Origin of the sequence: Paenibacillus chungangensis, assembly GCF_042675905.1 — a bacterium.
GTDB lineage: Bacteria > Bacillota > Bacilli > Paenibacillales > Paenibacillaceae > Pristimantibacillus > Pristimantibacillus chungangensis.
This window is the reverse complement of the sequence record NZ_JBHTJZ010000009.1, coordinates 205,849-232,807: the sequence shown is the minus strand read 5'-3', so window position 1 is coordinate 232,807 and position 26,959 is coordinate 205,849. Positions and strand designations below refer to the sequence as shown.

The following is a 26,959-nucleotide window of genomic DNA, read 5'->3' as shown; positions in this document are numbered from 1 at the left end:
TTTTAAATCTCCTTTACTCCATATTGCATGCTCTTAATCCGCAGTATACCGTTACTGCTGTCCAATTCTATCGTTCTTCCAAAACTTCCGCCCGTATCTCTCGACAAGATCGGAATATGATAGGCGCTCAGAATTGATGTACAGGATTCTACATTGCGAGGTCCGATTCTCAGCGTGTCCGATTGACTCGACATTGCGAACATTTGCGCGCCGCCGGCCATCTTCGCCTTGAGCCGTTCTCTCTTCGCTCCCGCGGCAATCATACGTTCTAACAATTCCGGTATGGCGGTATCGGCATACTTGGCAAGGTTCACCTTTGCCTCCCGGGCGATCTCCGAAGAAGGAAGCATCACATGCGCCATCCCGCCGATTCGCTCTAGCGGATCGAACAACGTAAGCCCCACACAAGAGCCCAGTCCCGTCGTCTTCAGCTGTGCGCCGTCGCAAGCAATATTCAGATCAGCCATTCCTACCTTAACAAGCAGTTGATCAATCATCGGAACCGACTCCCAGAGCTTTGAATATTTTCCGGAATGAATCAGGATCCGGTATGAGGAAGAAATGACCCTTCAAGGAATGACACTCTTCTTGAAACTGTGTTTCTATCAAAAGCGCCGAATCTCCCATCTCCCCATATTGCATCAAGCCATAGCTGAGAATAGCGCCCGCCATATCATGAGCGACTGCCGGCACGGAAGGGAACATAAGAAGCCGGGTGAAATCCGCCAGTGACGACAAGTATGAGCCTGCAAGAATATTGCCGATCTCACACAGCGCGGATAGCTCCATTTCGGAATAGGTATCCCCCTCCTGATGGTCGATGGACAACAGCTGTTTCAGCATTCGGTTGACGGATTGCTCTTGTATAATATAAAACATATTGCCAGGCGCATCGCCTTCAACCCGCAGGAAGATGGCAATAACAATCTGCTCAGAGCCGCCGACCAGTTCAGCCACTTCCTCGAATGGCAATAGGCTGACCTTCGGAACAGCCATATCGACCGGCTTATCGAGCAGCTTGGACAATGCCGTGGCGGCATTGCCTGCGCCGATGTTCCCCACTTCCTTCAATACATCCAGTTCAAACGCCTGAAGTCGATGTAAATCAGTCACATTCTATACCTCCAGACCCTCTAGCTGGATAATCTCATCCTTATTCAGCACTTCGGATAGATTCAACATGATAAGTAACTTATCCTCGTTCAGTTTGGCAATGCCACGCAAGTACTTCGCCTTAATGCCTCCTATGATTTCCGGAGGGGAATCGATCTCGTCGGTATCGATATCTGTCACATCGTTCGCAGAATCAACGATAAACCCTACCTCCATATCGGCGACGGCTACGACGATTATGCGGGAATTGTCGGTCAACTCCGTCTCGGCCAGATTGAATCTTCCACGAAGATCAATGACTGGCACGACAACCCCTCTAAGATTGATAACCCCTTTGATAAAGGACGGCGTCTTCGGCACACGCGTAATCGGACACATCCTCTCGATCGTACGCACCTTGTCCACTTCAATGCCGTACTCCTCATTGCCCAGACCGAATACGATAACCTTCAATTCTTCTCCCATGTTGCAACCCCCCTATTTAATTAACGCATTAGGATCAACAATTAACGCCACTTGTCCATCGCCCAATATGGTTGCGCCGGATATCGCATGCGTATTGGTCAAATACTTGCCAAGCGACTTCAAAACGATCTCGCTTTGTCCGATGAAGTCGTCGACCGTAACGGCAGCCCACTTATCGCCTTTCTGAATGACGATGATCTCCGTCTCCTCTTCTTCACTGTCATCGTAGTCGGGCGACTCCAGAACTTGACTCAAGGACACAAGCGGTATTATGGCGTCCCGGAAACGGATCATTCGGTTGCCGTGCACGACAAGAATAGAAGAGCGTTTAATAATTCCCGTCTCCACGATCGAAGAGAGAGGGACTGCATATTTCTCGGAGCCAAGCTTGATTAACATCGCAGAGATGATGGACAGAGTCAACGGCAACTGCACCGAGAACTTCGTTCCCTTCCCCATCGCAGAGGTCACCGTCACATTCCCGCCCAGCGATGTAATCTTCGTTCGAACGACGTCCAGGCCTACGCCACGTCCAGAAATATCCGACACTTTATCCGCCGTACTGAATCCAGGAGCGAAGATGAGCATATTCATCTCGTCTTGCGTCAGCTTCTTCCCTTCCTCCTTAGTCAGCACGCCATTTTTGACGGCAATGCCAAGCACCTTCTCGCCGTTAATGCCTCTACCGTCTTCTTCCACTTCGATGAACACATGATTGCCGCTATGGAACGCCCGCAGGTGAACCGTGCCCGTCTCCGACTTGCCGGCAGCAATACGTTCCTGTACGGTCTCAATCCCGTGGTCGACTGAATTCCGAAGCAAGTGCACGAGTGGATCGCCGATTTCATCGATAACCGTTCTGTCCAGCTCCGTATCCGCGCCAGTAATGACGAGCTCGATCTTCTTATCTAACGATTTCGCCAAATCCCGGACCATGCGAGGGAAGCGATTGAATACGGAATCAACAGGCACCATGCGAAGTTTAAGCACAATGTTTTGCAAGTCGGAGCTTACTCTGGACATATGTTCAACCGTCTCCGTCAATTCCGCACGCTTGATTTCACTTGCCAGCTGCTCCAGACGCACTCTATCGATTAGCATCTCGCTGAACAGATTCATTAGCGTATCTAATCGTTCAATATCTACACGTATCGTTCGGGAGGCTACTGCAGTAGAGCTCTTCTTATCGCTGTTCGCTCCGCGTCCGTTCTCAGACTGCGTTGCCGTTTGCACCTTTGGCGCCGTCTCTACTGCCGCGGCCGCTGGCGCCGCCGACAATGAAGACAACGATTCCATATCCAGAAGCGTGAGCTGCGCCGATTCGATTTCCGAGATGCTCATAATTTTACTTGTCAGCTCTTCTTCGGAAGCTGTCGTAACGATGAACACCGTGAATGACTGGTCGAACTTCTCCTGCTCCAAATCTTGAACGGAAGGTTCCGACTTGATGACTTCACCGCTACGCTCAAGCACGTCGAACACCATATAAGCTCTTGCGGCTTTTAGTACGCAATTTTCGGTAACCGTCACTTTTATGTAATAAGCTTTATGCCCGCTTTCCATGGATTGCTGCAAGACAGAGGCCTGGAATTGATCCAGCAAGGCCGATTCGCCGGCAGTGCTCTGATCAGCGGATAATGTTGCGCTCCCTCCGTCGACCTTGTAATCTCCCTTCAGGATAGATTGAAGAGACTGTACGATTGTCGTCACATCGGACTTCCCTGTACCGCCGTTAATAATGTCTTGCACCATTGCTTCCAGCGCATCCAGCCCTTTGAACAACGTATCAAAGATAAAGCCATCCATACTGAGCTTACTGTTGCGAACCAGATCCAGTACATTCTCCATTTCATGCGTGAGAGAAGCCAGATCCTCAAAGCCCATAGTAGCCGACATCCCTTTAAGCGTGTGGGCGGATCGGAAGATGGATTGTACGAGTGAGAGATCCTCCGGATCGCTCTCCAGCTTAAGCATATTCTCATTCAGCGCTTGCAGATGATCGTTTGATTCGTCGATAAACATAGACAAGTAAGCATTCATATCCATTCGCTTGCACCTCCTGTTGGAATAATAGCATCTCCTGCTTAAGGTTTCATGACCGCTTGAACGATCTCCGAGGCAATCTCGTGCAGGGGAACGATCCTCTGAACCGATCCATTCTCGACCGCCGACCTCGGCATACCGTATACGACGCAAGTCTGTTCCGATTCGGCGATTGTCGTGACGGCTCCTTCGTCTGCCAGTAGCTTCATCCCCTTCGCTCCGTCACTCCCCATCCCCGTCATGATAACCGCATGCCTTGCCAGCTCATTGCAAGGCGCCAACGACTCGAACATCACATCGACGGAAGGCCGATGACCGTTGCGCGCCGGCTCGTCCGACAGCTGAACGACATAATCGCTCCCATGTCTGCCCAGCTTCAGGTGGTGTCCCCCAGGAGCAATGTATACCGTGCCGCGGCAAAGCTTCATCCCATCCTCTGCTTCGATGACGCGCAGCGCACTGAAGCTGTCCAGCCGCTGCGCCAGCGATCTTGTGAACTTGGGAGGCATGTGCTGCACCACGAGAACAGGCGAAGGCAAATCTGCAGGCAAGGTGCTGATCACTTCGTGCAGCGCTCGCGGCCCCCCTGTCGATGTCCCAATGGCAACAATATGATGGAACGCCTTTCCCTTCAATTGTGGTGCACTCGTCCCAGCTGCAGCTTTGCCGCTTTCCAGCCGTTCCGCCTTTTCCCGTGTTGGCGCCGCGGCTTTCCTTGCCGGTTCGAGCTTCTTCGCAGGTGCTGCCGCCGCTGGCGGTATTCGCTCCTTGCTTCCTGCGGACGAGCTCTGTGACGCAGCGTTGCGTTCTTGACGCGAAGGCGTATCTGCCGGTATTCGCGGTGCGAGCGACTTCTCAGGTTGAGCAGGTTGCCCCGTCTCGGAAGTTGATATCTGCGTCTCCTTCTTCGCTGATACGGCGGCCCGAAGCTTGTCGAGCAGCAGTTCTCCCACTTTCCCAATATCTCCCGATGTTGCACTCGTAGGTTTGCGGATGAAATCGAACGCACCGTATTGAAGCGCCTTGATTGTCTCCCTGGTGTTGGCCTCGCTAATACCAGATAGCATAATGATCGGAGTCGGCGTCCGCCTCATAATTAATCCCAACGCCTCAATACCGTTCATTATCGGCATTTCCAGATCCATCGTAATGACATCCGGCTTGTACTTCGCTGCAGCTGATACAGCTTCCGCGCCGTTAACTGCAGTCGCCACAATGGTAAATGCGCTATCTTGCGTGATGAGGTCGCTAATAATTTTCCGCATGAACGCGGAATCATCTACAACTAATACACGATGGAGCCCCATTTGCCTGCCCCCTTCCTTTCAAAGGATTATCTTGAACGACTGAATAATTTATGAAGGAATCCTTTGACGCCGCCTGCGGAAGCCGCGGCCTGCGGAACTTCTAGAAATGCTCTGGCAATGCTCATAACCGACGCTGAGGCTGCGCAATCTGGAAAAAGCAGCGTGAACGGCTTTTGCCGCTTGACCGCTTTCGAGACCGACGCATCATCAGGAATAATACCAAGAGAAGGCAAATCACATTGCAGGAAGCGTCTCGCTACAAGTGCGATCTTCTCTGCCGTCTCCGTTCCTTCTCTCCTGTTGGAAGCCCGGTTAACAATTAATCGAAAAGAAACCTGAGGCTCCATTCCTTTAACCATCTTGATTAGTGCGTATGCATCCGTAATGGACGTCGGTTCCGGCGTAGTTACGACGATCGTCTGCTCGGCCGCCGTAATGAACTTGACCGTCTCCTTCGAGAGACCAGCCCCCGTATCGAACAAGATAACATCGTATTCACCATGCAGCTTACCGATTTCCTCCTCGAACCGTTCCAGCTCGCGATCAGACAGATACAGCAATTCCGCTACGCCCGAACCTCCAGCTATATAGTGGATGCCTTGCGGGCCAAGCTGGATGATATCCCATATCGTTTTATCTTGCTTCATCAAGTGATACAGGTTGTAGCTGGAGGTAACTCCCATCAACACATCGATATTGGCCATGCCAATATCCGCATCGAACACTAACACCTTGCAGCCGAGCTTCTGCAAAGATAAAGCAAAGTTCAAACTGAAATTGGATTTTCCCACCCCTCCCTTGCCGCTAGTAACAGTGACCACACGCGTCATTTTTTGATTCCGTAAATTCTCTTGTTGTCGAATGAGATGGCGCAGCGCATCAGCCTGGTCATTCATGGTCAGCCGCTCCCAGCAGCATTTCAATGTAATTCTGGCTACGGAACGGCGCGATGTCGTCCGGAACGGTCTGTCCGCTTGCAATATGTGTCGGCAACAATTGATATTCCATCACAAGATTGAATATCGCACCATATACAACCGTCTCATCACACTTCGTAAAAATGACTTTTCGTATACCGTATTTTTTGAATCGGTCAGCCAGAAGCGCCATATCTTTGGATTTTCCAGTCATGCTAAGCACCAGTACGGTCTCGCTTTGTTCACTGTTATACAGCAGACTATTCACTTCAGAGACATGGAGCTCACTGCGATAATTGCGTCCTGCGGTATCCATTAATATTAAATCTCGGTCCGCCAAAGCTTTGTAAGCCTTGGTCAGATCAGCTGGAGAGAATGCCACTTCCATCGGTGCATCCAATATGTTCGCGTAAGTGCGCAGCTGATCCACTGCGGCAATCCGATATGTATCGGAAGTAATGAATCCGATCTTGCGTCCGTGCTTGATGGACTGTTCTGCCGCAAGCTTGGCGATCGTAGTCGTCTTGCCGACACCGGTAGGTCCTACGAATTGAATGACACGCGTATCCTTCCGTATACCTTCGTCCGAATATGGCTTCAGCCTCGAAGAGAACCAATCGTAAGCGAGCGCCCACACCTCCCTATGAGACAAGCTCTCTCCGCGTAACTGCTCTTCTTGCAGCAACGATTCTGTCAATTCGTCGATCCAGCGCTGCTCTACTTCCTGATCCAACAGACGTTCTTGCAGAGCAACTATAGACTCGGTGTGTGTGTTTGCGAACGCTCCGCCTTTGGAGAGCTTCTTCATATACTCGCGAAGCTCCCTGATTTCGTCAATAATGAATTGCTCTTTCTCTTCTTTGAGCGATGCCTTCCTCGCAGGGAACGACTCGGACGACTGTGAGCCGGTATGAGCAGCCGGCGCTATCGTTGTCTCGGAAGTGTTCGGAGGGGAAGAGGCAACAGTGGCGCCTTTGGAGGATTGCTGTAGCAATTGTTGCAGAGCCGCTCCTACATCCTGCGCGGGCACCTGCTTCGACTTGGCAGGCGCTTTCCCGGAGCCTCCTTCGACTGCTGCAATCACTTCCATCTTTTTCTTGCGGAACATGCCCATGAACCCGCCCACATGTATGGCCTTCGTTTCCAATATGACAGCGTCATGGCCAAGATCGGTACGAATCATGGCCACTGCTTCAGGAAGTGCATTCACGATATATCGCTTCATTCTCATAGATTGACCACCCCGACGCTTTGTACTTCAATGCTCGGTTCCAGCTCGCTGTAAGACAATACAGGCACATCCTGCATCGTTCTCTCAATGATTTGTCTCAAGTACATCCGTATCGTCGGCGAAGTCAGCACGATAGGCTGACCACCCGATTGTATTTGGCGGTTCACCTGGTCGCTTAGCCGTTGATATACTTGCTGGGTTGAGACTGGGTCTAATGCGATGTAGCTGCCTTGCTCCGACTGCTGCACCGACTCTGCAATTTTCTTCTCCAGAGCGGGCCCGATCGTGATGACCCTGAGCGTATCCCCCTCTACGGAATACTGCTGGGTTATTTGGCGTGAGAGTGCTTGACGCACATACTCCGTCAATATATCGTGATCCTTCGTGTAGCTGCCGTGATCAGCCAGCGCTTCGAATATCGTGACCAGATCGCGTATGGATATTTTCTCCTTCAGCAGCTTCGCCAGCACCTTCTGCACATCGCCAACTGTCAAGATGGATGGAATTAATTCTTCAACTAGCGCAGGATAAGATTCCTTCACATTCTCGACAAGCATCTTCGCTTCCTGACGACCGATTAGTTCATGCGCATGACGCTTGACGATCTCCGTCAAGTGTGTAGCGACCACCGACGGCGGATCGACTACCGTATAACCCGACAGCTCCGCTCTCTCCTTCATCTGTTCATCAATCCAGATCGCCGGTAGCCCGAATGCGGGTTCCATCGTCTCAATGCCTACGATTGAATCGTCCTCGAAGCCTGGACTCATGGCTAAGTAATGATTCAGCAGCAGATCGCCGCGCGCTACCGTATTGCCCTTGATCTTAATCACATACTCATTCGGCTTCAATTGAATATTGTCCCTGATCCGAATGACCGGCACGACAAGCCCGAGCTCCAGCGCACATTGTCGACGAATCATAATGATTCGATCCAGCAAGTCGCCTCCTTGAGAAGTGTCTGCTAGCGGAATCAAGCCGTAGCCGAATTCGAACTCGATGGGATCGACCTGTAGCAGGCTAACGACGCTTTCCGGACTACGAACTTCTTCAATCTGCTGCTCTTCCACAAGCAATTCTTCTTGCTCCTGCTGCTTCTCGAATGTACGTTGCATGAACCATGCACCGATGGCGAATAAAATCGCGAACGGCCATGTGCGCAGAATACCAATCGGCGTCAATCCAAGCATAGCAATCGCGCCAGCAGCAACATAGAGCATCTTCGGGAACTTGAGCAGCTGTCCGCTCAAATCCTCCGCCAGATTGCCCTTGGACGCCGAGCGCGTCACGATCAGACCTGCAGAGGTGGAGATTAACAATGCGGGAATTTGCGCGACAAGACCGTCACCAATCGTCAGAATCGAGAATCTCTCCATAGCTTCCTGGAAGCCCATGCCGTGAATGGCCATACCGACGACAAATCCACCGATCAGGTTTATGATTAGAATAATAATCGTCGCAATGGCATCGCCTTTGACGAATTTACTAGCGCCGTCCATCGCGCCATAGAAGTCCGCCTCCCTTTCAATTTTGGAACGGCGCTCCTTTGCCTGTGCTTCGTTGATTAGACCCGAATTCAGATCAGCATCGATACTCATCTGTTTGCCCGGCATCGCATCCAGCGTGAATCTGGCTGCAACCTCCGCTACTCGTTCCGAGCCTTTCGTAATGACGATGAACTGCACGAGCACAAGGATGAGGAAGACGATGAATCCGATAATGACTTCACCGCCGCCTACCCATTTCCCAAAAGTGTCTATAACTTCGCCAGCCTCTGCATTTTTCAGAATGCTCCTGGTCGTTGAGACGCTTAACGCCAGCCGGAATAGCGTTGTGATAAGCAATATGGCGGGAAATATGGAGAAGTCCAGCGCTTCCCTCGTATTCATAGCCACTAACAAGATCGTCAGTGCGAGCGAGATATTAAGGATAAGAAGAATATCGATGAGAAAGATCGGGATGGGAATAATCATCATAAGTACGATGCCAATGATTCCGATGATTACAATTAAATCCCTTGCTTTCATGAGAGTGCCTCCTCCCGCACGTTTATGTAAACTTATACTCGACCCTTCATTTTATATACATATGCCAGCACTTCAGCCACAGCTTGGAACAGATCGCCCGGTATTGTATCACCGATTTCGGCCCGTTCGTACAACGCTCTGGCCAGCGGCTTATTTTCCATCGTTATGACGCCATGCTCCTTGGCAATTTCCTTAATTCTTAAGGCGACGTGATCCATACCCTTTGCCACAATTGTTGGCGCATCCATCTTCTCCACATCATACTTAAGTGCTATAGCGAAGTGAGTCGGGTTCGTAATAACGACATCAGCTTTGGGTACCTCCTGCATCATGCGTTGAAGCGCCATCTTCCGCTGCCGCTCGCGAATGCGACTTTTGATCAGCGGATCGCCTTCCGTTTTTTTGTACTCGTCCTTAATATCCTGCTTGGACATCTTGATGCTCTTCTCATGCTCGTAACGCTGGTACATATAATCGAAGTAGGCAAGCACTGCAAGCACGGCTCCGATCAATATTCCCAGCTTCACGGTCAACCCTGCGGCAAAGGAGAATATCCGCTCGATCGGCTGCATGGAAAGCACTAGCAAGTTATCCCACTCATTTATAACCGTGACATAAACTAAAATAGCAATTATTGCAACTTTCAAAATACTCTTTAAAAATTCGACAAGGCTTCGCATGGAAAAAATCCGCTTAAAGCCCTCTATTGGATTCAACTTCTTCAATTGCATCTTCAGCGGCTCTCCCGTGAACAGAAAACCAAATTGCACAACATTGCCTACTACTCCTATAACCATAACAATGGCGAAAATGGGAATGAGCATAATCAAACACTTCATTAATACATTCATTAACAAGTTCATCATATTCTGAGGCGTAACTTGCAACAGCAGCCAATCTTCAAACAGGCTATGAAATAATCCGAATATATGCTGACGATAGTATCCGCCAAGCATAAAGAATGAAGCAAACACGAACAGAAGGATAAATGCGCCCGGCAAATCGGCAGATTTAGCAACTTGCCCTTTCTTCCTTGATTCCTGTCTCTTCTTCGGGGTAGCCTTCTCCGTCTTTTCCTGGTTGAACAACTGCAGATCCAGCCTAAATCTGTATGCTTGCATGTACCACCCTCCTATCAAGCGCCAGGCGATCCTTGAACAATTCCCATGAGTTGCTCTAGTGACTGAAACAGGATCGAAAACAACTTCTCGAACAATATTGCCATGCCGGGCATAAGTAGGAAGAGCAGAAACAAGCCTACAATGATCTTGAGCGGTATGCCAATGACAAATACATTGAATTGCGGTGCTGTCTTAGTCAAGAAGCCAAGCCCCACGTCCGTCAGGAACATAGCAACGACAAGGGGAGCCGCGACCTGTACAGCCAGCAGAAACGTATTGCTGAACACACGCACCAAATAATCGGTAACGCTGCCGCTCATCATCCGTTGGAACAGTTCGTTGGACAAGGGCATCCATTCATAGCTGTACATCAAGCCCCCAAGCAAGTAGTGGTGACCGTTCATCATCAGAAAAACGAGCATCATCAACATATATTTGAAATAACCCAAAAGCGGAGCAGAGGCTCCGGTATGGGGATCTACGACATTCGCCATTGCGAAACCAATCTGTAGATCCATGAATGCCCCGGCGGTCTGTACTACCGCAAAAAATAAGTAAACGATAAATCCCAGCAACAGGCCGATTAGTATTTCGCGTAGGAGAACAAGTACATATTCTGCGTTCGGAACCATCGTCTGCTCGAAGCCATAAGTCAAGAAGACAATTAATGTGATAAAGAAGCTCAAGCCAATCTTGAATACGTTAGGGACTCCTCTGGAAGAAAACACGGGTACAACGACGAAAAAAGCCGTAATTCGACAAAAGATTAGCAAAAAAATAGGAAAGCCTTGTACGATTGCATTCATTCATCCACAACCTAACCGATGTAATTATGAAGATTGTTCAGCAATTGGTAGGTGAAATCGACAACCGTATTCAGTATCCATGGACCGAATATGATGATGGAAATAAAGACAGCCACAATCTTCGGAACGAACGCGAGCGTCTGCTCCTGGATTTGGGTTGTCGCTTGAAACACGCTGACGAGCAGACCAACAACCAGAGCAAGCACAAGCATGGGAGCACTGGCTTTCAGTACCGTATATACAGCCTCACCGGCCAGGCCGATGATGAAGTCGGCACTCATTCCTCTTCCTCCTCTTTAGGTTCCTCATATGTTGAAGCTAAGCAGCAGGGATTTGACAATTAGATACCACCCATCGACGAGTATGAACAGCAGCAGCTTGAACGGCAACGAGATCATAATGGGCGGAAGCATCATCATTCCCATCGCCATGAGCGTGCTGGATACGATCATATCGATCACGAGGAAAGGTATGAATATCATAAAGCCCATCTGGAAAGCCGTCTTCAACTCGCTGATTGCATATGCCGGTATAAGAACGGTCAATGGAATGTCCTCATAGGATGCCGGCTTCTCCGTCTTTGTGTAGTTCATAAATAGCAGCAAATCCTTCTCCCTTGTATGGGAGAACATGAACTTCTTCATTGGTACGGCTGCTTGCTCAAATGCTTCTGTCTGTGAAATCTCTCCCTTCAAATAAGGCTGCAAAGCTACTTCGTTCACTTGGCCGAACGTAGGGGCCATAATGAAAAAGGTCAGAAACATAGCCAGTCCAATCAACACCTGATTCGGAGGCATCTGCTGCGTTCCGAGAGATGTCCTGACAAATCCCAGCACGATGACGATGCGCGTGAAACTGGTCATCAAAACCAGAATGGCAGGCGCAATGCTTAATACCGTAATTAGCAATAATATGGACAGTGCGCTCGTCCCCGGCGATTCGCCGCCGCCATCGCCGATATTAATTTGAACGTCAGGCAGAGAAGTAGCGAATGCTCCACTCGGCAGCATTAAACTTAATAGAGCGACTATGATAAATGACAGCAACTTATTTCTCATCTTCCATCAACCGTTCATCTCTTGTTTTGTCTTGTAGCATGCTCTCGAGCTGCTGCTTGCGATCGGCTTGCTTCATTAACTTCTTCTGCAACATCTGCTGGAAGGAATCGGCTTCACTCCGTCCGTCTTGGTCCAGGTCTGAGCCCTGTGAGTCATTCCCACGACCACCTGTACGCAACTTCCTCAATTTATCTCCCCAATCGGTGGGCAGCCAGCCGCCATCATGTTGCTGTTCCATTGCAGCGACAATCTCAGCAACTTGATCAGGATCGTCCAATTTGTCCAGCAAAGTGACGTCTTCACCGACTCCAACGATATAGATGCGCCCTGACAGCTCTACTACTTGTAGAGAGTGGCTCTGACCAAGTGATATTCCGCCCAGCGAGCGAAGGGAGCGGTTCGCCCCCCAAATTCTGTTGCGTCTGGAGAGCCACTTCATGGCAAAAACGACTAGAACAATAACAATGGCCAAACTGACCATAACCCATACCAAGCTTCCCAGCAAATCCCCCGGTTCGCTAATCGGCTTCAATTGCTCGTCTTCGGTCGCGCCGCCGCCGAATCCTGTTGCCCATAGACGGACAGGCAGGAACGGCAGCAAAGCCAATGATGCGGCTGCGACACGGGAGAAATATTTAAAGCGATGTATCATTAGCCCAACGTCTTCTTGATCGCTTCAATAACGCGATCGGATTGGAACGGCTTCACGATAAAATCCTTTGCGCCTGCTTGGATAGCATCGATTACCATAGCCTGCTGCCCCATCGCGGAGCACATAATTACTTTCGCGCTGGCATCCAGTTGTTTGATTTCTTTCAAAGCTGTAATACCGTCCATCTCCGGCATCGTAATGTCCATCGTCACCAGATCTGGCTTAAGCTCCTTGAATTTTTCAACCGCTTGCGAACCGTCTTGCGCTTCTCCAACGACCTCATAGCCGTTTTTAGTTAAAATATCGCGAATCATCATACGCATAAAAGCTGCGTCGTCTACGATAAGTATGCGGTTTGCCATCTTCATTTCCTCCCAGGGTGTTATTGTAATTTTTGAATTCGATCCCATTGGCTGACGATATCTGTCACACGTACGCCAAAGTTCTCATCGATTACGACGACTTCGCCTTTTGCAATCAGCTTGCTGTTGACCAGAATATCTACCGGTTCGCCAGCCAGCTTGTCCAATTCGATGATTGAGCCTTGCGAGAGCTCCAGAATATCTTTAATCTGCTTCTGGGTCCTTCCTAATTCTACAGTGACTTTGAGCGGGATGTCGAGCAATAAATTCAGATTTGTTCCGTCTCCTTGCATATAAGGCGAAGAATTGAAATTCGCGAATTGTACAGGCTGCACATTCACATTCCGATTCATCCCTTGCGGAACCCCTGCAGTGGAATTGAACGAGGCCATATCGTAATGCTGAGGGGGCATTTGTCCCATCGGCATCGATGGCGGCACGTTCATTGACGCGGCAGCCGCCTGTTCGGCAGCGGCTTGCTGCATATACGATTGCTGTTCAGCTGCTGGCTGGGTCGCTGGTGAAGCCTGCTGTGACGTAAGCTGAGGGGCAGGCTCCTGCTCCTGCACAGCCTCTTGGGACGGCAATGCATCAGATGCATCCTCGCCCATCAGCGTTGCAACCATCTGCTTGGCGAACGATACAGGCAGCAACTGCATAATCGTAGAATCGATCAGATCACCGATTGTGAGATGGAATGACACTTTAATGAAAACATCCACTGGCGGCAAATCACTCACGCCATCACCGCTGCTAACATCCAATATGTTGATGCCCGGCGGAGAAATGTTGACAAAACGGTTGAAGATCGTCGACATGGAAGTAGCCGACGAGCCCATCATTTGGTTCATCGCTTCCTGAACAGCGCTAATATGTATCTCGTTCAATTCTTCGACGGTAATATTTCCTTCTCCGCCCAGCATCAAGTCCGCAATAACTTGGGCATCCTTCGTGCGAATGACCAGAGAATTAATGCCTTCAAATCCGTCCACATACTGTACAGTTACAGCGACGTGGGGCTTGGGAAAGACGTCCCCAAGCTCCTCCCTCCGGATCAGTGAAACCTGAGGTGTGGTAATGTCGACCTTCTTGCCCAGCAAGGTGGACAATGCGGTCGCAGCGCTCCCGAAGGTAATGTTGCCGATCTCACCTAACGCATCTTGTTCGATAGACGACAAATAATCCGAAAGTTGTACTTCATTGGCAGGAGCCGGCACTTCATCGGGCTCATTGGAGGATTGACGAAGCAAGGCGTCAATTTCCTCTTGCGACAAATAGTCTTTACTCGTCATAGTCTTCTTCCGCTCCTTCGCTTACGATCTGGTCAACTTGTATGGCCAGCTTATCTTTAACTGATCCAGGGCTGCCGATAAATTTCAGCTTATCTCCAACCTTTATTTTCAATCCTTCTTCAACAGGTTTGTCCAATATGAGAACATCGCCAACCGTTAGACCAAGAAACTCATTAATGGTAATGGAAGTCTCTCCAAGCTCCGCAATAATAGGAAGCTTCGCTTTATGAACACGCTGCTCCAGCATTTCGACTTCTTCCGGAATGCGATCTTTCTTCTGCGATACAAACCAATGATGAACGGATAGTTTTGGCATAATCGGCTCCAGCACAACATGCGGGATACACAAATTAATCATTCCCGTCGTATCGCCGATCTTGGTGCTGAAGGAAATTAATGCAATCGTTTCATTCGGCGATACGACTTGCATGAACTGCGGATTCGTCTCTAGCGCCTCTAGCCGAGGCGAAATATCTATGATCGTCTTCCACGCTTCTTGCAGACTGTCGAATGTTCGAGCGAAGATCCGTTCCATGACAATTGTCTCGATTTCCGTCAAGTTATTAATTTTTGAAGGCGCAGAGCCTGGACCTCCCAGCATCCGGTCCAGCATCGCGTAAGCGATGTTAGGATGCACTTCCAGCACCATCCGTCCTTCCAACGGCTCGGCTTCGAATATGTTAAGAATTGTCATCTTCGGAATCGAGCGAATAAACTCGTCGTAAGGCAGTTGCTCGACATCGACAACATTGATTTGAACGAATGTGCGGAGCTGGGCCGAGAAATAGGTTGTCAAAAATCGCGCGAAGTTCTCGTGAATACGAGTAAGACTTCGGATATGATCTTTCGAGAAACGAACTGCGCGTTTGAAGTCATATACACTAACTTTCCGCGAGATCTCTTCCTTCTTCAAATCCTCGGCGTCCATCTCACCGGAAGACAACGCAGCGAGCAGAGCGTCTATTTCATTCTGCGATAATACATCAACCACATCTCTCACCTCCTAGTGAGGAAATTCGCATAAAGTTTATGGCAGTTAAATTTCAGAAAGCAGAAAATTCGTAATTTCCACTTTGATTAACTTTCCCTTCGGCAGCATAGGATTGATCAAATTGAGCAGCTTGGTCTCCAGCGCGTCTTCACCGGCTGATCCGTTAAGCTCATCGACTGATAGATCTGCTACCGTCCTGCTGATGACAGGCCTAATCTCGATTTCTAGCAGTTTATCGAATTCTTCCTTCGTCTTCTTGCTGTCTAGCTGGAATGCGAAGTCCAGCATGACCAGAAAATCCTGGTCTTTTAGGTTTCTGCGGAAATCTTTCAATTCCGAGGTCACTTCCACACGATCGTCTGCTGAAAGCTGCTGAACCTTGACTGTTTCTGGCTTATCGGCGTCCGCAGTCTCCGTGAACATAGACTTGAACAGAATTATGCCTACTATTGCAATAAGCGTAATGGATAGCAATATCGTAATTAACCATGGCAGCATTTTTTTCATTATGCAGGATCCTCCGTTTGTACACTCTTGTCAACCGCGGCAACGAGCCCGATGGATTGAAGAAACTGTTGATTGAGCTGGATCAGCTCCGAAGCTCTCTCCTTAACTACAAGCTTGTTGCCGGTCGACAGCGTAATGACCGTATCAGCCGCCTCTTCGATCATCTCGATCAGAAGCGCGTTGATGACCAGTTTCTTTCCGTTCAGACGCGTTACGGTAATCATCAGCTACCCCCTCCAATTGAGGGGGGCGAGAATCGCCCCCCAATATCAGACCGCTAAATCATTAACGCTTCAAATTTACTACTTCTTGCAAAATTTCGTCAGAGGTCGTAATAATTCTGGAGTTGGCCTGGAAGCCGCGCTGAGCGACGATCATCTCCGTGAACTCACCTGTCAAGTCTACATTGGACATCTCTAGCTGTCCGGCAATAATCTTGCCTGTACCCACTTCGGGATCATCCGGAGCAACCAGCTCGAATTCACCATCCGGGTTGGCATTGACGGTCATCCGATACAGATTGCCGCCCATCTTCTCCAGACCTCCCGGATTGACGACTCTCGCCATTCCAATCTGCGCAACCTCAGCTTGGCCGTCTGCCGTCACCCCAAGAATCATACCATCTTGACTGATAGAGAATGCCGTCACCTCTTCGTCCAATACAATCGGCTCGCCATCCACACTAAGCACGAACAGGCCATCGCCGTTCACAAGCTGCCGGTTCGCGTCCAGCGTGAAGTTGCCGGCACGTGTAAGCATCATCTCGGCGTCATCTCCGGCGGATACGACGAAGAATCCGTCCCCGTCAATTCGCAGATCTGTCGCTTGATTCGTAGTCATGGAACTGCCAGGCGTATGTACCGTATCAATCGAGCTAATAGCAACGCCGAGGCCGATCTGCTTAGCGTTGACGCCGCCGCGTTCCCCTTCTTCCGGCGCGGTTACGCCGGCAACGGTCTGGCTGAGAATGTCTTGGAACATGACGCGACCAGCCTTGAAGCCAATCGTATTGACGTTGGCGATATTGTTGCCGATGACGTCCAATTTCGTCTGAAAGCCTCTCATACCGGAAACACCTGAGTACATGGATCTCAACATGGATAATATGCCTCCTATACTTTAGTCGTGCTATGCTTGAGCTGCTTCAGTCGGTCCGCAGCTCTAGGCCCCCAATAAGGTCCGGCCATCAACTTAAAATAATCGCACTATCAATCTGCGTGAACACATTGCGCTTCATCGCTTGGCCATCCATGGCGGTCACGACGGTTCTTGTCGGCACATTCACGATCATGGCAATGTCGCGATAGACAATCAAGGAATCTTTAGCTCCCTTTAACGCCGCTTCGTCTACAGCCTTCATGATTTGTGTCAACGATTCGGGCTTCAGTCTAATTCCCCGCTGTTCCATCCGAAGCTCGGCGTGATGGCTGAACTTTAACAACTCCGACTGGAGCATGTTCCTGAATTCGTTAGATGAGACAGCTTGTTCTTTTCCTGGTACTGTTCTTTTGTCAAGCGATAGGGGCTTACCCTTCATCGGGAAGAAATGTCCAACTTTCAGACTATCGTTCATCCCCCTTCCCCCTCTCCAGGGGTTCCGCCATCTTCTCCCGAATTGCCAGTACCGCTACTATCGCCGGGATTCTCAGGATCAACCTCTCCAGGATCTCCTGTGTCCGGCTCATCCGGATCAGGCTCGCCAGGCTCTTCGGGATTCAGCGGATTGTCCGAGATGGATATGACGTAATCCATGGCAACTTCCTTATCCCCAACCTTGGCGTACAATAGTCCATCCTTCGATAGAACAGCATCTACCGTACCGCCTAACGTAACTACATCTCCTTCTTCATCGAACTCCTGCCACTGTATCGACTTACCGATGATACTGGACGCCGACCCAATGCTTTGACGCAGCAGCGCAAGCTCATTAGCCATGTTCATCTGTTGCTCGACAGCGGTGAATTGCGCCATCTGGGCAATGAAGTCCCGGTCCTGCATCGGTTGCATCGGATCTTGATTGCGCAGCTGAGCGACGAGTATCGAGAGAAACTGGTCTTTGCCCAATGCGTCAGATGGATTGCGCTTATCTGCTTGCATAATATTGTTCTTGCTGTAATGCGGCCACACGACGCGAGGTCCTGCTACGCTATCTGCCAATTCTGTTCACCTCCATTCTCATGAAGCGGAAATATCCACACGCTAGACTGTTTCATTAATGGCACGTCCATAGCCAAGTCCTTGGATCGCTTCCTGCTGGGACAATTCCGATTGAAAGGTAGATTCATTGTCACCGCCGTCGGTATTATGAAAGCTGTGTTGACGGGACGGAGATCCTTCCCCTTGCTCTCTGCCATCATCGCCGGAGAACAAATCTGCAGTATCGCCTTGTGTAACCTCAAGCTTGTCGACATTTAATCCTTGGGACTGCAAAGCGTGCCTCAGCTGAGTAAGTTGATTTTCCAACATTTCTTTCGCTATCACATTATCCGCTTGGAATAAAGCCGTCAACAGTCCATTCTGAACGGTGATCTTTACATCCACTTGACCAAGCTGTTCAGGGAACAACATCAATTTGGCTTCGGATACTCCGCCATGAGCAGACAATTGCAGCTTGGATACAAGAAGATTTGACATCGTCTCCGCGAACTCGTCTGCTAGCACATAGGCGGTCGGCGAGGATGCTTTAACCAGAAGTGACATCATCTCTCGCGTATTGTCTGGCCGTATGAACGGTATCGGCATGGAAGCCTCGCCTTCTGGCGAACTGCGCAACACATCCATCATGCTGGCAGTGCTTTCAGCGCTGTCCAGCACCACTGATTGCATAGCGGAAGGATGAAGCGACTGCTGATTAAGACGCTGGAGCAGCGTCGCTGTATCCTTCGTCTGCGTCATCGCTGCCTCAGTCTTCAGCCAATTCGGGAGCATCGGCTGCTCATTCTTGCTTGGCTGAATCTGCGGCTGTGCCTGATCATCCAATACGGCTTGCAAGGCTTGCAATTGATGGGCAATTAACATAAGAGGCTGAGCGCCTTGCACAGTCATCGGTCGATTGCCTTGCTGGAGCACCATCTGCATACGCAGCAGCGCGTCCTGAAGCATGTTCTTCACCTGCTCCGGCGCAGCTTCTTGCTGTTGCTGTCCACCTTCAGTCCCTTCCGCTTGAACTCCGGTAGAATGCGCAGGATTCGTCAGCATAGGCGCCCCCATCCAAGCCATCAGGTCTTCCAACTGCTGCAGCATCTCCCGCAGCTCTTCCAGCTGCTCTTCGGTTAACGGCTTGTCACCTTCTCCAAGCTCCTCCAGCTGATCGGTCAACAACTCGATCATGGCCATTAATTGCTCAACCATGGAAGCGTCTCCCTCCGTCGCCTTTACCGTCACTCCCGCGAGCAAAGCTGCAACTTGTTGCGTGGGAGCAGTATTCATCGTCTCGCCTTGGCCTATGGCATTCCCCGTACCGCTTATTTGCTGCACGAGCACATGCTGGAATGCCGGGGTCAATTCTCTCACGCCCACAGCTCCGCCGTTCTGGCCATGAGGCTGAACGGGAGCCACACTTGGAAACATCATTTCCATTTTTTCACCTCCTCTCCATGAGGGCTGTCTTGAACCTGGATCGCTATGCATCTGTCATTAAAGAGGACAGAATTTGAGCGGTCACTTGCTCATCTTGTTCCGACATGGCCGCCAATATCGCAGACCGCGCTCCATCATTAACAGAACGAAGCACACGCAGTACTTTCGATGGATTAATCTCACGCAGCTTAAGCAGCATTTCCCCTGCGCTCTCCGGATCCATCCCCGCGAAAGTTGCGCCAAGCTGTTCTTCGTCAAGCTTGGAGGCGGAGGCTCCATTTTCGCTTTCTTCATTCTTGTCCAACCTTGCCTGCAGGGCTGCAATTTGCAGATCCTTTACCGGCACATCGTCCTTCAGCATCACTGTCGCATCAGCAGCTACTTTAGGATTCATCTTCTCCATTATCCTAACGCGGTCGTCCGCGCGCATATACGAGAACATGAGAACCATCTCTTCCAACTGCATATTTTGAATGATTGGAGCCGCCTTGCTTGGCGTCATCTTGGTAAACATGCTCGCAAGTTCGCCAATCTTTGCGCCGTATTGTTCATCCTCCAGTTGCTCTTTTTCCACCATTCGCTTTAATTGCGCATTTTCTCCTTGTAGCTGAGCCACGATGTCTTCCTGCGTTTTTTTGTCTTCGTTGGCTTTGTCCAGCTCCGCTGTCAGACTGGCCTGCTCTGTCTCAAGCTCATCAATCCGTTCAGTCATCTTAATCGTACGTATGCTATCGTCATCCATGGCATTGCCTGCAACCTTCGGTTCAGGCAGCACGCTATTAAGGACGGGAATCGATTGGCCGAACTGCAGCGCCCGATTGCGGAAGTCGACATCGAAAATGGTCAACAACACAAGAAGTAGCATAGCGACGAACAACAACGGAATTGTGAAAAACATCAATCGTTCAAATCCGCTGGTTCCTTTTTCAACACCTGAATCCGCCAATTTCAACACTCCCTCTTGCAGGCGTTCAACTTCTCTTATGGGGTCGATACCATGAAACGGGCCGTTGCCAGTTCATCCAACTCATTCTGTTCCTTCAATTGCATCGCTTGTCGGAAACGGGATAAAGCATGGTCTTTGGCTTTCATCCAAATTTTCTCATCCTTCATCCGGTCCGTAAGAAAGTCACGTTGCTGGGAAACATGCCGCTCCGCCTGCTGCACGTCCTTCTGCTTGTTAGCGATGCAAGAATCAAGATAGTCCAGATATTGACCGATCAACTGCAACTCTGACAACGGAATGGCATTCTGAGACGCACGATGAAGACGTTCCTCCCATTCCCGCTTAACTATATGCAATTGCTGAAGGGACTGCTCTTCTTCGGTCAATGTGTTTAATGCACTTGACAATAACCACTCCGCCTGCATTTTTTCACTGTTCTTCAGATCAACAATTTTTTGAAACGAATATTGAAAGGTAGCCACCGGTACACTCAACTCCTATAGAATTCGTTGATCAAACGTTCTTGAGTTTCATGAAGCGTGGTCTTTTCAGACGTTTTTTGCTTTGTAAATGCTTGTATCGCATCAACATATTGCAAGGCTGCATCAATATCTTTGTTAGAACCTTGTTGATACGCCCCAATATTGATGAGGTCTTCCGAATCTCTATAAATAGAGAGAAGTCGCTTTAACTCATTAGCGGCATCCAGCTGCTGTTCCGACACAATTTCCTTCATGACGCGGCTGACGGAAGACATCACATCTATCGCTGGGAAATGCCCTTTGTTGGCCAAATGCCTGCTGAGTACAATATGTCCGTCCAGTATGCCTCTTACAGCATCCGCGATCGGCTCATTCATATCGTCTCCGTCCACCAGCACGGTGTAGAAGGCTGTTATGGAACCGTTCTTGCCGGTACCCGCTCGCTCTAATAGCTTGGGAAGGGCTGCGAAGACGGAGGGCGTGTATCCGCGAGTAGCGGGCGGTTCGCCAATGGCCAGACCAACTTCGCGAAGCGCCATTGCATAACGGGTCACGGAATCCATCATAAGCATGACATTCAAGCCGCGGTCACGGAAATACTCGGCGATTGTCGTCGCGATAAGAGCGCCCTTCATCCGAATAAGCGCAGGCTGGTCCGAAGTCGCCACGATGACGACGGATCTGGCCAAGCCATCCGGACCGAGATCCTTCTCGATGAACTCTAGCACCTCTCTGCCGCGCTCGCCGATCAGGGCGATGACATTGACGTCCGCAGAAGTGTTGCGGGCAATCATGCCCAGCAGCGTACTCTTGCCGACGCCGGAACCGGCGAATATGCCGACGCGTTGACCTTCGCCCACCGTAAGTAATCCGTCGATCGATCTGACGCCAATGCTGAGCGGATCTACTACTCTGGGCCGTTCGAGCGGATTGGCCGGCTCGTTATGCGTCGAGTAGTGGGGCATTCGACCAGGCAGCCGCGAGCCGTCAAGCGGATTGCCAAGACCGTCGATCACCTTGCCAAGCAGTTCGGAACCAACTTGGACGGTTAGCGGCTTACCGGTGCCGACAACATCGCACCCGGGACTGATTGCATGCAGATCGCCAAGTGGCATCAGAATAACCCGGTTATCGCGGAAGCCAACCACTTCCGCCTTCAGCGGCTTAGCACTCTTGACAGGATAAATTAGACAAACGTCGCCGATGCTGGCATCAGGTCCTTCCGATTCGACCGTCAATCCGATGACTTGTGTTACTTTGCCATTGACTCGCACAGGATCGATAGTTCGGATATGTTCGATGTACTTGCCAATATCAAGGTTAACGCTGCTCATCGCTTGTCCCTCGCTCTTCAAGGCTATGATGGGCAATGCCGACCAGTTCGCGCTTGATCTCTGACAGCTGTGTATCGATGCGGGCATCGATGCTGCCGAATACAGTGCGGATGACACAGCCTTTGTCGGTCACCGACGCATCTGGGAGAATATGCAGTTCTGCCTGCGAGTCGATCGCAGCGTGCAGTTCTTCCCTTGCAGCTTGAATGAAGGCAAGCTCAGAAGGTGCGACACATAATGTGATGACGCCTGTTTCTCGCCTTCGGGACAGCGACTTGCGTATTAGCTCAAGCGCAATATCATGCGATAAGCTGAGCTGTTGGCCGATAATTTTTTCTGCAATCGCACAGCTGAGCTCAACGAGGAACGGCTCCGCTTCCTGAATGATTTGTTCGCGCATGGCATAGGCCTGCTTCAGCACATTCTCCGACTCCGTCAGTCTATCCATCCATTGCTGCTGAAGCTGTGATCTCACTTCCGATTCACCTTGTGCGAATCCTTGTTCATAACCTGTCTGTCTGGCTGTTTCTGCTTCAACTGCGTCTTCGGCCCGTTTTTGTTGCCACCAGCCGTCGATTTCGTCCCGCGCGGATACTAGCATCGCTTCGCATTCCTGAGCGGCTTCCTTAAGCCTGTTCTCGGCGAATGCCTGCGCATCCTCCAGAATCTGGTCGCGAAGTGAGAGCGTCTCTTCATCTGGTCCCGACTCCGGCGGGGGCTCCTGCACTTCTTCTTCCTGATCAGCTGCAGGATAACGGTTTATCCATTGTAATTTTTTGAATTCATCGATCGGAATAATGCTTGAAGACTTTATCAATCTAGACAATGATATCATCTCCTCCGCCGCGAGCTATGATGATCTCGCCAGATTCCTCCAGTCTGCGTATCGTGGCGACAATGCGCGTCTGCGCTTCTTCGACGTCACGCAGTCTGACAGGGCCCATGAATTCCATCTCTTCCTGGAACGTCTCGGCCATGCGCTTGGACATGTTGCGGAATATTGCCTCGCGCACTTCATCGCTTGCCACCTTGAGCGCTAACTGAAGGTCTGCGTTTTCTACGTCACGAATGATACGCTGGATGGAACGATTATCGATATTCACGATGTCTTCGAAGACGAACATACGTTTCTTAATCTCTTCGGCCAGCTCCGGATCCTGAATTTCCAATGCGTCTAGTATCGTTCGCTCCGTGCCGCGGTCAACTCCGTTAAGCACTTGGACGATCGAATCGATACCGCCTGCGTTCGTATAGTCTTGCGTTACGGTAGCGGATAGCTTCTGTTCAAGCACTCTCTCCACCTGAGAGATAACTTCTGGCGAAGTGCTGTCCATTAGAGCAATTCTTCTCGCCACATCGGCTTGCTTGTCCTGAGGCAGCGATGACAGTATTTGCGACGCTTGTTCCGATTGCAAGTAAGATAAGACAAGCGCAATTGTCTGCGAATTTTCATTCTGAATAAAGTTCAATATTTGAGCAGGATCAGCCTTTCGGGCAAAATCGAACGGCCGAACTTGCAGCGTAGCCGTAAGCCTGTTGATGACTTCCAGCGCTTTCGATTCGCCAAGCGCCTTATCCAGTATTTCTTTCGCATAGGAGATGCCTCCTTGCGAAATGTATTCTTGCGCCAAGCAAATTTGATGGAATTCGCTTAAAATGTTTTCTCGCGCTTCACTGTCAACCTTGCGTACATTGGCGATTTCCAGCGTCAGCTGTTCAATCTCCTCGTCGCGCAAATGCTTGAATATTTGCGCTGACACTTCGGGGCCAAGTGTAATTAGCAGAATAGCGGCCTTTTGACGGCCCGTTAAGCCTTGTGCAGCTTTTGACAATTTCAGCACCTCTATTCATCCACAAGCCAGGTGCGTAGAAGGTTGACGAATTCGTCAGGTTTGCGTTTGGCAAGTGTCTCAAGATTTTTGCGAGCTTGACTGTCGTTGTTGACACTTTCCAGATCAAGCGTCGGATATTCGACTTGGCTAGTCTCCTCTGTCTCATACTCTTCCAGTACTGCCTTCTTCCGTCTGCGTACAAGCAAGAATCCGAGTCCGCCGATCAGAGCAAGCGCAGCGGCGCCGAGTCCAATTGCCAATGGAAGGGAGATGCCCCCGACAGAAGACGATTCGCTGCTGTCTGCGAAGTCCCTGGCAATAAGGGATACCTTCTTGTTGATAAGCAAGTCATCGTTAACGTCTTGACCAGAATCCGCGAGTTGGGATCGAACCAGCGTCGTCAAGTAGTTCATAATCGACTCTCTGCTTTGTTCGTCTGCAAGCTGCTCGACTTGTATGCCCACGCTGATGGACAAATCCTTCAGCAAGTATGGTGACGATTCAATGCTATTGTTGATGCGGTTGATTTCATAATTTCGAATCTGTGAATTCGTCTCGGATGAAGATTGATCCTGCCCACCTGCTTGATAACTGGGAATATCTGTCTCTCCAGTACCGGTTATCCCACCTGCCGCTCCGTTTGATCCTGTCGAAGCCGAGGATTGAACCTCTTCGCTAATGATAATGCCATTATTGTTGTTATTATCAAGCGGCTTCACCAGACTTTCCTCGCTGCGCTTCTTGTCGAAGTTCATGCTGCTGGAGACGCTGACGACAAGATTGTCCGGTCCGACGAGCGGACCAAGGAATTGCATAATATTGCTCTTTAGATCAGACTCGAATTTGCGTTGAATTTGGAACTGCATCTCCACAATTTCCGAACTGCCCTTGATTGTATTGCCTTCGTGAGAAGGAACGAGCACATTCTGCCTGCTGGAGATGGTGATATCTTCAATTGACAGATCCGTTACTGTCGCACTAACCAGATTATAGTAACCGTCAATTTCCATCTGAGATGGACGATAGCCCGGCTTGAACTGCATCACAATGGCCGCCGATGCGCTCTTCGCATCCTCTGGCGCGAGGAACACGCTCTCTTCCGGGGAGTTGATGAGCACCTTTGAACTCTCTACTCCTTCCAGGCTGTTCAGAAGCTTCTGCACTTCTCCGTTCATAGCATTTTGATAGATGACATTGAATTCATTCTCCGTTGTCCCAAGCTGTGAAGTCTTGGCGTTGAAGATGTCGAATCCGATGGAGCCATTTTGCACCAATCCCTGTGAACCGGCTTCCACCTTCACACGGGCAGCATCCTTACTAGGAACAGATATGCTTGTCCCTGCTGCGCTTAGCTCATAGGGAATGCCGCTTGCTTCCAAGTAGCTCATTACCGCGGCCGAATCAGTAGCATCCAGGTTTTGAAATGCGATTTCATATTCCGTTCGAGTAAATACGATCGTCAATAAAATAATCGCTATTAAAATTCCGCCTACTGAAGCCCCCAGCCAAATTTTTTGTTTATTGCCCATCTGACCCCAAAATTGCTTGAGCCTTTCACCATATTGGGCGATTTTTTCGTTCACGTTGTCACCTCACCCAAATTCTGTGCTGGATAAAGAAGTAGATTTAGATTTAGATTTAGATTTGCATCCGCATCATTTCTTGATAAGCCTCTACGACTTTGTTGCGGACTTGTGAGGTTAGCTGCAAACTAAGTTGTGCTTTCTCAGCGGCGATCATTACCTGTGTCACATCAACTTGACCCGTCAAATACAAATCGTTCATTTTGTGAACATTTACTTCTTGAGCATTTACACCATCCAGTGCCTTCTGCAAATATTGACCGAACGTTTCCGTCAATTCTGCTGGTGTCGCTTGTTGAATGGTTTTATTCTCGCTTGGCTTGACAGGCAAGCTGCCGCCTAACGACATCGCTTCGATCACTAATATCCCTCCCAACGCTTATGTATTACCCTCGTCCTATCTCAAGAGCTTTAACGAACATCGCTTTCGTCGCGTTTAACGCGGTTACATTGGATTCATAAGATCGCATGGCCGAGATCATATCAACCATTTCCTTGGCCATGTCCACATTCGGCATATGTACGTACCCGTTGCCGTCCGCGTCGGGATGCGTTGGATTATAGACTAACTTGCTTGGTGTATGATCTTCCTGAATTTTAGTAACCTTGACGCCTCGCGCAACTCCCTTATCTCCCATTTCACTGGCCAACATGCTGGAGAAGGACTGTTGCATCGGCTCCATTACAACCATTTTACGTTTGTATGGCTCGAATTTTCCATTGACGAAACTCCCTCTTGTTGTCTCCGCATTCGCAATGTTAGAGGAGATAACATCCATTCGCATGCGGTGCGCTGTAAGTGCCGAAGCGCTTATGTCGAATCCCGCCGTCATCTTCACCCGTTAAACCCTCCCGTCAATTGCTGTTCTCATCATTTTGATCTCATGGCTGATTTGCTTCGTGTACAGGTTATAATTCAATTGATTTTTGGCCAATAACGCCATTTCGCGGTCCAGATCGACATTGTTCTCATTGATGTTCATCGTCGTTGAATCGTCGGTTACGACCTTGGGAGCAGGCATGTTGGATTTCTGAGAACCGATAGCGATATGTCTCGCGTCTGTCCTGTAGCCCGACACGCCAATCGGCTTGTTCCCTATGCTCTGCTCCAGAAGCTGCTCGAATAATACTTCCTGACGCTTGAATTGTGGCGTTTCAGCGTTGGCAATATTATCTGCAATTACTCTTTGCCGCAATTCGGAAGCATAAGCCGCGTTCTCCAATCGAGCAAACGCTGCACTGTTCAACACGTTCATGTCGTTCTCACCACTTTCAATTTGAAAATCATCACTACACTAATTCAACAGATTG

The 26,959-nt window shown here is 49.8% G+C and carries 31 protein-coding genes; all 31 read right to left on the bottom strand.

Translation table 11 applies throughout. The features are described from left to right. Positions 1–2: 2 nt before the first annotated feature. The 31 genes from ACFQ2I_RS08870 to flgB all read right to left on the bottom strand — a co-directional run bounded on the left by ACFQ2I_RS08870 (position 3) and on the right by flgB (position 26,904). Positions 3–497: a chemotaxis protein CheD gene (locus tag ACFQ2I_RS08870; RefSeq protein ID WP_377563647.1), complete on the bottom strand. Its 495-nt coding sequence runs from the start codon at positions 495–497 to the stop codon at positions 3–5. Then, complete coding sequence (locus ACFQ2I_RS08865) at positions 490–1,113, bottom strand: chemotaxis protein CheC (protein ID WP_377563645.1); 624 nt, start codon at positions 1,111–1,113, stop codon at positions 490–492. Before ACFQ2I_RS08865 ends, ACFQ2I_RS08870 begins: the two co-directional genes overlap by 8 nt. A gap of 3 nt (positions 1,114–1,116) precedes the next feature. Next, positions 1,117–1,578 (bottom strand): chemotaxis protein CheW, encoded by a 462-nt coding sequence (locus ACFQ2I_RS08860; protein ID WP_377563643.1) that lies wholly within the window; start codon positions 1,576–1,578, stop codon positions 1,117–1,119. Between the two features lie 12 nt (positions 1,579–1,590). Then, the gene (locus tag ACFQ2I_RS08855) at positions 1,591–3,624 is read right to left on the bottom strand and encodes a chemotaxis protein CheW (RefSeq protein WP_377563641.1); all 2,034 of its coding nucleotides are present in this window, start codon (positions 3,622–3,624) and stop codon (positions 1,591–1,593) included. Between the two features lie 38 nt (positions 3,625–3,662). Further along, on the bottom strand, positions 3,663–4,928 hold the full coding sequence (locus ACFQ2I_RS08850) for a protein-glutamate methylesterase/protein-glutamine glutaminase (RefSeq protein ID WP_377563639.1): 1,266 nt from the start codon (positions 4,926–4,928) through the stop codon (positions 3,663–3,665). Positions 4,929–4,954: 26 nt separating this feature from the next. Next, complete coding sequence (locus ACFQ2I_RS08845; RefSeq protein ID WP_377563638.1) at positions 4,955–5,824, bottom strand: MinD/ParA family protein; 870 nt, start codon at positions 5,822–5,824, stop codon at positions 4,955–4,957. Beyond that, positions 5,817–7,076 carry a flagellar biosynthesis protein FlhF gene (flhF, locus tag ACFQ2I_RS08840; RefSeq protein WP_377563636.1) on the bottom strand — a complete coding sequence of 420 codons (1,260 nt, stop codon included), beginning with the start codon at positions 7,074–7,076 and terminating at the stop codon, positions 5,817–5,819. Before flhF ends, ACFQ2I_RS08845 begins: the two co-directional genes overlap by 8 nt. Further along, the gene (flhA, locus tag ACFQ2I_RS08835) at positions 7,073–9,103 is read right to left on the bottom strand and encodes a flagellar biosynthesis protein FlhA (RefSeq protein WP_377563635.1); all 2,031 of its coding nucleotides are present in this window, start codon (positions 9,101–9,103) and stop codon (positions 7,073–7,075) included. The genes flhF and flhA overlap by 4 nt, the downstream gene beginning before the upstream one ends. A 32-nt stretch (positions 9,104–9,135) precedes the next feature. Then, the gene (flhB, locus tag ACFQ2I_RS08830) at positions 9,136–10,224 is read right to left on the bottom strand and encodes a flagellar biosynthesis protein FlhB (protein ID WP_377563633.1); all 1,089 of its coding nucleotides are present in this window, start codon (positions 10,222–10,224) and stop codon (positions 9,136–9,138) included. A 14-nt stretch (positions 10,225–10,238) separates the two neighbouring features. Further along, positions 10,239–11,030 carry a flagellar biosynthetic protein FliR gene (fliR, locus tag ACFQ2I_RS08825; protein ID WP_377563632.1) on the bottom strand — a complete coding sequence of 264 codons (792 nt, stop codon included), beginning with the start codon at positions 11,028–11,030 and terminating at the stop codon, positions 10,239–10,241. A gap of 11 nt (positions 11,031–11,041) precedes the next feature. Further along, positions 11,042–11,311 (bottom strand): flagellar biosynthesis protein FliQ, encoded by a 270-nt coding sequence (gene fliQ, locus ACFQ2I_RS08820; protein ID WP_377563631.1) that lies wholly within the window; start codon positions 11,309–11,311, stop codon positions 11,042–11,044. 24 nt (positions 11,312–11,335) lie between these two features. After that, positions 11,336–12,088, bottom strand: coding sequence for a flagellar type III secretion system pore protein FliP (gene fliP / locus ACFQ2I_RS08815; protein WP_377563629.1), 753 nt, complete (start codon positions 12,086–12,088; stop codon positions 11,336–11,338). Further along, entirely contained in the window at positions 12,078–12,740 is a 663-nt protein-coding gene (locus tag ACFQ2I_RS08810) for a flagellar biosynthetic protein FliO (RefSeq protein ID WP_377563627.1), read from the bottom strand. The genes fliP and ACFQ2I_RS08810 overlap by 11 nt, the downstream gene beginning before the upstream one ends. Then, positions 12,740–13,102, bottom strand: coding sequence for a response regulator (locus ACFQ2I_RS08805; RefSeq protein WP_377563626.1), 363 nt, complete (start codon positions 13,100–13,102; stop codon positions 12,740–12,742). Before ACFQ2I_RS08805 ends, ACFQ2I_RS08810 begins: the two co-directional genes overlap by 1 nt. A 20-nt stretch (positions 13,103–13,122) precedes the next feature. Beyond that, on the bottom strand, positions 13,123–14,394 hold the full coding sequence (fliY, locus tag ACFQ2I_RS08800; RefSeq protein WP_377563625.1) for a flagellar motor switch phosphatase FliY: 1,272 nt from the start codon (positions 14,392–14,394) through the stop codon (positions 13,123–13,125). Further along, entirely contained in the window at positions 14,384–15,385 is a 1,002-nt protein-coding gene (gene fliM / locus ACFQ2I_RS08795; protein ID WP_377563624.1) for a flagellar motor switch protein FliM, read from the bottom strand. Before fliM ends, fliY begins: the two co-directional genes overlap by 11 nt. Positions 15,386–15,430: 45 nt before the next feature. Continuing rightward, a complete protein-coding gene (locus ACFQ2I_RS08790) occupies positions 15,431–15,892 on the bottom strand; it encodes a flagellar basal body-associated FliL family protein (RefSeq protein ID WP_377563623.1) in 462 nt (153 codons plus the stop codon). Further along, positions 15,892–16,116, bottom strand: coding sequence for a flagellar FlbD family protein (locus tag ACFQ2I_RS08785; protein WP_377563621.1), 225 nt, complete (start codon positions 16,114–16,116; stop codon positions 15,892–15,894). Before ACFQ2I_RS08785 ends, ACFQ2I_RS08790 begins: the two co-directional genes overlap by 1 nt. 61 nt (positions 16,117–16,177) lie before the next feature. Beyond that, positions 16,178–16,990 carry a flagellar basal body rod protein FlgG gene (flgG, locus tag ACFQ2I_RS08780; RefSeq protein WP_377563619.1) on the bottom strand — a complete coding sequence of 271 codons (813 nt, stop codon included), beginning with the start codon at positions 16,988–16,990 and terminating at the stop codon, positions 16,178–16,180. 88 nt (positions 16,991–17,078) lie between these two features. Continuing rightward, positions 17,079–17,465 (bottom strand): TIGR02530 family flagellar biosynthesis protein, encoded by a 387-nt coding sequence (locus ACFQ2I_RS08775; RefSeq protein WP_377563617.1) that lies wholly within the window; start codon positions 17,463–17,465, stop codon positions 17,079–17,081. Beyond that, the gene (locus ACFQ2I_RS08770; protein ID WP_377563616.1) at positions 17,462–18,049 is read right to left on the bottom strand and encodes a flagellar hook capping FlgD N-terminal domain-containing protein; all 588 of its coding nucleotides are present in this window, start codon (positions 18,047–18,049) and stop codon (positions 17,462–17,464) included. Before ACFQ2I_RS08770 ends, ACFQ2I_RS08775 begins: the two co-directional genes overlap by 4 nt. 42 nt (positions 18,050–18,091) lie before the next feature. Next, positions 18,092–19,471, bottom strand: a complete 1,380-nt coding sequence (locus ACFQ2I_RS08765) for a flagellar hook-length control protein FliK (protein WP_377563615.1) — start codon at positions 19,469–19,471, stop codon at positions 18,092–18,094. A gap of 43 nt (positions 19,472–19,514) precedes the next feature. Further along, positions 19,515–20,417, bottom strand: coding sequence for a MotE family protein (locus ACFQ2I_RS08760; RefSeq protein ID WP_377563613.1), 903 nt, complete (start codon positions 20,415–20,417; stop codon positions 19,515–19,517). Between the two features lie 35 nt (positions 20,418–20,452). Beyond that, positions 20,453–20,899, bottom strand: coding sequence for a flagellar export protein FliJ (gene fliJ, locus ACFQ2I_RS08755; RefSeq protein WP_377563612.1), 447 nt, complete (start codon positions 20,897–20,899; stop codon positions 20,453–20,455). An 8-nt stretch (positions 20,900–20,907) separates the two neighbouring features. Then, positions 20,908–22,233: a flagellar protein export ATPase FliI gene (gene fliI, locus ACFQ2I_RS08750; protein WP_377563611.1), complete on the bottom strand. Its 1,326-nt coding sequence runs from the start codon at positions 22,231–22,233 to the stop codon at positions 20,908–20,910. Beyond that, positions 22,220–23,059, bottom strand: a complete 840-nt coding sequence (locus ACFQ2I_RS08745) for a FliH/SctL family protein (protein WP_377563609.1) — start codon at positions 23,057–23,059, stop codon at positions 22,220–22,222. The genes fliI and ACFQ2I_RS08745 overlap by 14 nt, the downstream gene beginning before the upstream one ends. Continuing rightward, the gene (gene fliG, locus ACFQ2I_RS08740; RefSeq protein WP_377563607.1) at positions 23,052–24,074 is read right to left on the bottom strand and encodes a flagellar motor switch protein FliG; all 1,023 of its coding nucleotides are present in this window, start codon (positions 24,072–24,074) and stop codon (positions 23,052–23,054) included. The genes ACFQ2I_RS08745 and fliG overlap by 8 nt, the downstream gene beginning before the upstream one ends. A 2-nt stretch (positions 24,075–24,076) precedes the next feature. Continuing rightward, entirely contained in the window at positions 24,077–25,648 is a 1,572-nt protein-coding gene (gene fliF / locus ACFQ2I_RS08735) for a flagellar basal-body MS-ring/collar protein FliF (protein ID WP_377563606.1), read from the bottom strand. Between the two features lie 55 nt (positions 25,649–25,703). Continuing rightward, positions 25,704–26,009, bottom strand: a complete 306-nt coding sequence (fliE, locus tag ACFQ2I_RS08730) for a flagellar hook-basal body complex protein FliE (RefSeq protein WP_377563604.1) — start codon at positions 26,007–26,009, stop codon at positions 25,704–25,706. Between the two features lie 25 nt (positions 26,010–26,034). After that, complete coding sequence (gene flgC, locus ACFQ2I_RS08725; RefSeq protein WP_377563885.1) at positions 26,035–26,481, bottom strand: flagellar basal body rod protein FlgC; 447 nt, start codon at positions 26,479–26,481, stop codon at positions 26,035–26,037. 9 nt (positions 26,482–26,490) lie between these two features. Continuing rightward, positions 26,491–26,904: a flagellar basal body rod protein FlgB gene (gene flgB, locus ACFQ2I_RS08720; RefSeq protein WP_377563603.1), complete on the bottom strand. Its 414-nt coding sequence runs from the start codon at positions 26,902–26,904 to the stop codon at positions 26,491–26,493. Between the last annotated feature and the right edge of the window lie 55 nt (positions 26,905–26,959).

Coding starts and splice junctions, on each gene's coding strand:
- ACFQ2I_RS08870 (WP_377563647.1), bottom strand. CDS start 497: ATGATTGATCAACTGCTTGTTAAGGTAGGAATGGCTGATCTGAATATT.
- ACFQ2I_RS08860 (WP_377563643.1), bottom strand. CDS start 1,578: ATGGGAGAAGAATTGAAGGTTATCGTATTCGGTCTGGGCAATGAGGAG.
- ACFQ2I_RS08855 (WP_377563641.1), bottom strand. CDS start 3,624: ATGGATATGAATGCTTACTTGTCTATGTTTATCGACGAATCAAACGAT.
- ACFQ2I_RS08850 (WP_377563639.1), bottom strand. CDS start 4,928: ATGGGGCTCCATCGTGTATTAGTTGTAGATGATTCCGCGTTCATGCGG.
- ACFQ2I_RS08845 (WP_377563638.1), bottom strand. CDS start 5,824: ATGAATGACCAGGCTGATGCGCTGCGCCATCTCATTCGACAACAAGAG.
- flhF (WP_377563636.1), bottom strand. CDS start 7,076: ATGAGAATGAAGCGATATATCGTGAATGCACTTCCTGAAGCAGTGGCC.
- flhA (WP_377563635.1), bottom strand. CDS start 9,103: ATGAAAGCAAGGGATTTAATTGTAATCATCGGAATCATTGGCATCGTA.
- flhB (WP_377563633.1), bottom strand. CDS start 10,224: ATGCAAGCATACAGATTTAGGCTGGATCTGCAGTTGTTCAACCAGGAA.
- fliR (WP_377563632.1), bottom strand. CDS start 11,030: ATGAATGCAATCGTACAAGGCTTTCCTATTTTTTTGCTAATCTTTTGT.
- fliQ (WP_377563631.1), bottom strand. CDS start 11,311: ATGAGTGCCGACTTCATCATCGGCCTGGCCGGTGAGGCTGTATATACG.
- fliP (WP_377563629.1), bottom strand. CDS start 12,088: ATGAGAAATAAGTTGCTGTCATTTATCATAGTCGCTCTATTAAGTTTA.
- ACFQ2I_RS08810 (WP_377563627.1), bottom strand. CDS start 12,740: ATGATACATCGCTTTAAATATTTCTCCCGTGTCGCAGCCGCATCATTG.
- ACFQ2I_RS08805 (WP_377563626.1), bottom strand. CDS start 13,102: ATGGCAAACCGCATACTTATCGTAGACGACGCAGCTTTTATGCGTATG.
- fliY (WP_377563625.1), bottom strand. CDS start 14,394: ATGACGAGTAAAGACTATTTGTCGCAAGAGGAAATTGACGCCTTGCTT.
- ACFQ2I_RS08790 (WP_377563623.1), bottom strand. CDS start 15,892: ATGAAAAAAATGCTGCCATGGTTAATTACGATATTGCTATCCATTACG.
- ACFQ2I_RS08785 (WP_377563621.1), bottom strand. CDS start 16,116: ATGATTACCGTAACGCGTCTGAACGGAAAGAAACTGGTCATCAACGCG.
- flgG (WP_377563619.1), bottom strand. CDS start 16,990: ATGTTGAGATCCATGTACTCAGGTGTTTCCGGTATGAGAGGCTTTCAG.
- ACFQ2I_RS08775 (WP_377563617.1), bottom strand. CDS start 17,465: ATGAACGATAGTCTGAAAGTTGGACATTTCTTCCCGATGAAGGGTAAG.
- ACFQ2I_RS08765 (WP_377563615.1), bottom strand. CDS start 19,471: ATGGAAATGATGTTTCCAAGTGTGGCTCCCGTTCAGCCTCATGGCCAG.
- fliI (WP_377563611.1), bottom strand. CDS start 22,233: ATGAGCAGCGTTAACCTTGATATTGGCAAGTACATCGAACATATCCGA.
- flgC (WP_377563885.1), bottom strand. CDS start 26,481: ATGACGGCGGGATTCGACATAAGCGCTTCGGCACTTACAGCGCACCGC.
- flgB (WP_377563603.1), bottom strand. CDS start 26,904: ATGAACGTGTTGAACAGTGCAGCGTTTGCTCGATTGGAGAACGCGGCT.